Origin of the sequence: Microbacterium sp. H6 (genome assembly GCF_003314775.1) — a bacterium.
GTDB classification, from domain to species: Bacteria; Actinomycetota; Actinomycetes; order Actinomycetales; family Microbacteriaceae; genus Microbacterium; species Microbacterium oxydans.
The window spans coordinates 4,442-9,444 of the sequence record NZ_QOAY01000196.1 but is presented as its reverse complement, the minus strand read 5'-3'; the positions used below and the strand labels follow the sequence as shown (position 1 = coordinate 9,444).

The following is a 5,003-nucleotide window of genomic DNA, read 5'->3' as shown; positions in this document are numbered from 1 at the left end:
AGTTCGGTGAGGGGTACACGGAGCTGACGACGGGTCTGAAGACGGCGGTCGATGGCATCAATGACATGTCGGAGTCGCTGCTGGGGATGATGCGGGCGATCCAGGATCTGGACCAGCAGCTCGCCGGCAGCTGACACACAGCGCCACCCGCTGGCACAGCGGCGTTTCACGAAGAGGGTCGACCATGACGGTCGGCCCTCTTCGTCGCATGGGGGCGTCTACCCTGGGAGCATGAGTGCGTCTGAGGCTGTCGAGGAGTTCGAACGTGGTGTGCTGGAGGCGAATGCGCCCCTGGCCGCGCTGCATGAGGCAGCGGGAGTCTCGGGTGATGCGCGGATGCGGGAACTCGCGGCCCACATCGCGTTCCCGTCCTGGCCGGGAGCCACCTCCGCGACCGCGTTGAAGCGGGCCGCGCAGGAAGCGGAGATCACCGCGGTGCTGGACGAGTACGCGAACTCCGCCCGCCCGCTGATCCGGCCGGCTGACCAGGAGCGCTGGGAGCTGCTGGTCGCCGACATGCAGCGCAGAAGCGGCGAGGGGTTCCTGGCGGATGAGCTCGGGCGCAGCGCGGTGGGAGCCTCACTCCTGCGGGCGAGGCTTGGCGGACGTCCGCATCGGGCGCAGCAGCGCGGCGGTATCGACTGCGCATGCGGCTATGCGGTCGACGGTGTCATGCCGGAGAAGCTGTGTCCGGAGTGCGGGGATGTGCTCCTGCGGCGCTGGGTGGCCGAGGAGCGGCGACTGCTGCGGTCGATGCCCGAGTACGCGGAGGAGGTCACGCAGGTAATCGAGGCGACTGCGCAGAAGCAGGCCAAAGTGGCCCAGAGCCGTGGCGACTACACGGCCGACGAGGCGAGCGCGACGCGCAGAGCTGGCGGACGTCGACTCGCGCGTCTCCGCCGCGCCCACCGCGTCGAGCTGGCGACGCTCGACCTCCGCCGTTGGTCGAGCTTCGCCGAGATGCTTTCGCGGGAGGCGCGCCCTGCGGTCCGGACCACCGCCGCCAAGGCGCAGAGGCGCGGTCTCGGTGCAGCGGCGCTCACGGAACTCTCCCTCCTGTCGATCGCCGACACGATCAAGATCGCCGAGCGCATCCTGGAGAAGCGCAAGAACAGCAGCTGGAGGGTGTGAGGCGCGGGCAGATGGGGAGTACTCCCCATCGCGTCGTGCCGCCCTTCCCAGTAACGTCGTAGCGTCCGGGAAAGAAGGAGGGGGACCATGGCAGGCGAACGCATGCTCGTGCCGATCAGTGATCTGCAGACGACCAGCGAGAAGCTCACGGCGATCGTGGCCGAGCTGGAGTCCGCCGCGGCGAAGCAGGACGACGTCGAGAACGCCGTCGGCAGGCCCTACGGCGACGGACGGCTCAAGGATCGCTGCCACGACTTCGAGGGCAGCTGGAACGACAGTCGCGACAAGCTGCTCACCAAGCTCAAAGAGGTCGCCGATCGCGTCAAGGGAACGGTTGACGAGGTCATGAGCCTCGACACCGAGATGGCGACGTCGATGGAGCAGTCGGGTTCGGGTAGCGCGCCGGGCGCCGGACGTCAGCCGGCAGCGGTCTAGGGGAGAGAAGCAGATGCAGACGAACAAGGGGCGTGACGTCGAGGTCGTGGCAGGGGATGCCGTGGCGATCGCCGACCGGGGAACGAAGATCGTCGAACTGGGCGACAGCATGGTCAGTGCCGCCGCGACGCTCAAGGGGATCAAGGACGGCTCCATCGACGGCGAGGGCTACGCGATGGACAAGATCAAGGACGTCGTCGACGACGTCCACAAGGATCTCGACGAGGCGGGTCGCCGCTACAAGCCCGCAGGCACGACGCTGAGCAACTACGCCACGGCGCTCGAGACCGCGCAGAGCCGCATGCGCACCATCGTGGCCGACTGCCAGACCAGCCTCACCGAGCTGCAGACCGCGCAGTCGAACGCCGCCGACGCCGCCGACGCGCTTCAGGCGCACAACACGTCGACGCGGCTGAACCCGCCGGCGGAAGAGGACGCGGCGGCGAACACGACAGCCGGCACGAATCTCGCGAACGCCGCCTCCGGTGCGGCATCGACCCTGAGCACCGCGGAGACCACGCACAACGACAACCTCGATGCGTTCGACGGCGAGTACGACACCTGGCACACCGCTTATGAGACCGCTGTGTCGGGCCTCACCGATGCCAACAAGATCGGCGAGGACTCCACGTGGGAGAACATCGCGGGTGTCCTCGCGGTCGTGGCCGAATGGGTGAGTTGGATCGGGCTCGCGATCGCCGTGCTCGGACTCATCATCGGCGGGCCCTTCTTCGCGATCGCGGCACTCGTGGTCGGCGTCATCGCGCTCGCTCTGACCGTCGCCCTGATGTTCGACGGACGGAAGGGCTGGGGTGATCTCGCGATGTCGATCATCGGCGTGCTTCCGATCGGCAAGCTTGGGCAGGGGCTCGGGAAGTTCTTCAAGGCGATTCCGAAGCAGCTCACCGGGCCGCTCGGCCAGATCCGCAACATTCGTGGGATCACCGCGGCCCCCAAGGGAAGTTGGGGCGTGATGAGCAAGGCGAACTTCGCGAACTTCGTGCAGAACGCCTCTCGGACGCGCATGACGGGCCCGTTCACCCTCGCGGGGCTCGGTCAGCGTTTCCTCGGCGGAGCCAACCGGTCGTTCACCGTCTCGTTCCAGGAGGCGGTCGCGGCGGGCACCGGATACGGGAATCGGTTGATCAACCAGCTGCCGGATGCACTCTCCAGCCTCGCGAAGGCTCCGGCGCCAGACCTGTTCGAGCAGGCTTACAACGTGTACAAGTGGGCGGACAAGGGTGTGGCTCTCGCGGGCGGCAGTCCTTCCGGTGGCCTGTCGCCGGCCAGCATGCTCAACGGTCTCACCCGATGACCTCGGTGCCGGTCGCCGACGGCGCGTCGCGATGGGACTTCGCCTACGACGCGGAGTGGTACATCCCGCTGCCTGCAGCCGATCTGCTGCGGCGTGAGCCGGGCAGCGGGGAGCAATGGGTGTCGGCCGCGGTCGAGCATTACGCCGAACGTTCCCCGCTCACCGATGGTGACCGCGAGGCGCTCGCCTTCACGGCAGAGGGCATATTGGGCCTCGCCGGCAACGCCGCCGTGCAACTGTGGTTCGTCCCCCGCGGGGCGTACAGCGACGTCCTGATCGAGATCACGGTCTCCGCCGCCGCCGACCTGGACATCCCTGCCATCCTGACCGAGATCGCCACCCTCCCTGACTCGACGGCATCCGAACTCACGGCACTGGAGACTGACTCCCATGGCAAGGGCTTCCTTCTGCGACGCACGTCCGCCGTGCTCCTCGACGACGGGGAGGCGCGCCCCATCGCGAACTGGACGGTGATGCTCAGCGACGGCGAGTCTGCGATCATGATCGAGGCGATGGGGTCGACGCTCGAGCCCTTCGCCCTCATGGAGGAGCAGATCCCGAAGATCATCGCCGGCATCACCCTGCCGAGCGGCCGGCCTGCGTGACTGCCGACCTCACGATCGACACGAGGAGTACCACCCGATGAACGAGATGAACGACCTCGGCGTGGAGTTCCGCTTCGGCATCCCGGCTTTCCGGCTCGTGCTGCCCCCGGGGTGGAAGGCGCATCTCCCGACGAACGCGGGACAGCAGGAGGACGTGCGCAAGGCGAGCGCGATCTTCATGCAGGCGGGACGCCCCGACCTGGATGCGGAGTTCCGCACGATGATGGCCCAGGCCAATCAGGGCATGCGGCGCACCAAGGTGTTCGCCATCTATCGGCAGGAGGACGTGCCGATGGAGGAGCTGCTGCCGCTGTCGATCACGGCATCCGCTCTCGACGCGCCCGACGGCGAGAACCTCGACGCCTGGGTGACGGAGGCGTTCCGCGCGCGCGGGGCGGTGTTCCTCGACGAGAACCTCAAGCACATCGTCAGGTGGTCGGCCGAGACGAAGCGTCCGGCCGGCGCACAGGCGATCGACGGTGTGAGCGGGCGCACCCTGACCTACATCATCCCGGTGCCGGGAACGCTGCGTCGCAAGGCGCTCGTGTTCACGTCGACCATCGTGATCCCCGACGGCGACGTGATCCCCGCAGAGGTGCTCGACGGCATCGAGCTGCTCAGCGACGCCATGATCTCGACCTTCGCCTGGGAGCAGCTGGCCGAGGAGCCCGCGGTGCCTGCGACCGCCGAGGAGCAGGCAGACCGCGGCTGATCGAGCTCGTCAGCTCCCCGAAGGGGGCGCGGTCCGAGGCGCCGCTGGACGGCGAATAACCTGGGCCGATGGCTTTTGCGCTGATCCGACCCGAGTCGCGACCCCTCATCGATGCGGCGCGCACGCAGGACGCTCGTCCGGTGGATGCGGATCGTGCAGCCGCCGTGCTGCGGACGGACTTCGAGCGCTGGTCGCGCTGGGGTCTGGGCCTCCTGGGTTTCGCGCTCGCGATCGGCGGCGCGTTCGTCACGGCAGGGATGATCGAAGCCGTGCGGATGCTGGGCGGGTCGCTCGCCCCGGTCGACCTGGCGGTGATCGTGACCGCGGTGATCGTCGCACTGGCCGGACTCGCCGTCCTGGTCGCGCTGTGGTGGAGCGGTCGGCGGATCCTGTCGGCTGCCTCCTGGTGGCTTCGTCTGCCGTACACGACAGGCGGGCGGCAGCGCCGCGCGGGTGGTTGGCTCCGGGCGCGCACCGCGAACTTCGAACCGCGCCTCTTCGTGCGACTCGTCTCCGCAACACTCGCCCTGCTGGTTGCCGTCGGCGGCATCGCCCTGTTCGTCCGTGATCTGGGAGCCGGAGTCACCTCGATGACGGCGGCCTCGGCTGCCGTCGGAGTGATCGCTCTGGCGGCGGGCCTCGGGCAGGTCGGGGGAGTCATGCATCTCGTCTCCGGTTTGTCGGAGGCGGATCCGTTGTGGGTGCGGATCCGATCCGTGTTCGTCCGCCGCTGATCCCGTACGCGCTGGGTGGATGGGGAGTTGTCCCCATCGACGGTGTTCGTGGGTGCCGCGTAGGGTGGGGG

The 5,003-nt window shown here is 68.3% G+C and carries 6 protein-coding genes; all 6 read left to right on the top strand.

Annotated features, from left to right (window positions below; genetic code table 11):
- Positions 1-231: 231 nt before the first annotated feature.
- Positions 232-1,131, top strand: coding sequence for a hypothetical protein (locus DSP71_RS13165; RefSeq protein WP_113681305.1), 900 nt, complete (start codon positions 232-234; stop codon positions 1,129-1,131).
- Positions 1,132-1,218: 87 nt separating this feature from the next.
- The gene (locus tag DSP71_RS13160) at positions 1,219-1,566 is read left to right on the top strand and encodes a hypothetical protein (RefSeq protein WP_046746669.1); all 348 of its coding nucleotides are present in this window, start codon (positions 1,219-1,221) and stop codon (positions 1,564-1,566) included.
- A 13-nt stretch (positions 1,567-1,579) separates the two neighbouring features.
- Positions 1,580-2,881: a hypothetical protein gene (locus DSP71_RS13155; protein WP_058631569.1), complete on the top strand. Its 1,302-nt coding sequence runs from the start codon at positions 1,580-1,582 to the stop codon at positions 2,879-2,881.
- A complete protein-coding gene (locus DSP71_RS13150; protein WP_113681304.1) occupies positions 2,878-3,486 on the top strand; it encodes a hypothetical protein in 609 nt (202 codons plus the stop codon). The genes DSP71_RS13155 and DSP71_RS13150 overlap by 4 nt, the downstream gene beginning before the upstream one ends.
- A 37-nt stretch (positions 3,487-3,523) precedes the next feature.
- The gene (locus DSP71_RS13145) at positions 3,524-4,198 is read left to right on the top strand and encodes a hypothetical protein (protein WP_046746665.1); all 675 of its coding nucleotides are present in this window, start codon (positions 3,524-3,526) and stop codon (positions 4,196-4,198) included.
- Positions 4,199-4,266: 68 nt separating this feature from the next.
- Positions 4,267-4,932, top strand: a complete 666-nt coding sequence (locus DSP71_RS13140) for a hypothetical protein (protein WP_113681303.1) — start codon at positions 4,267-4,269, stop codon at positions 4,930-4,932.
- The last annotated feature ends 71 nt before the right edge of the window (positions 4,933-5,003 follow it).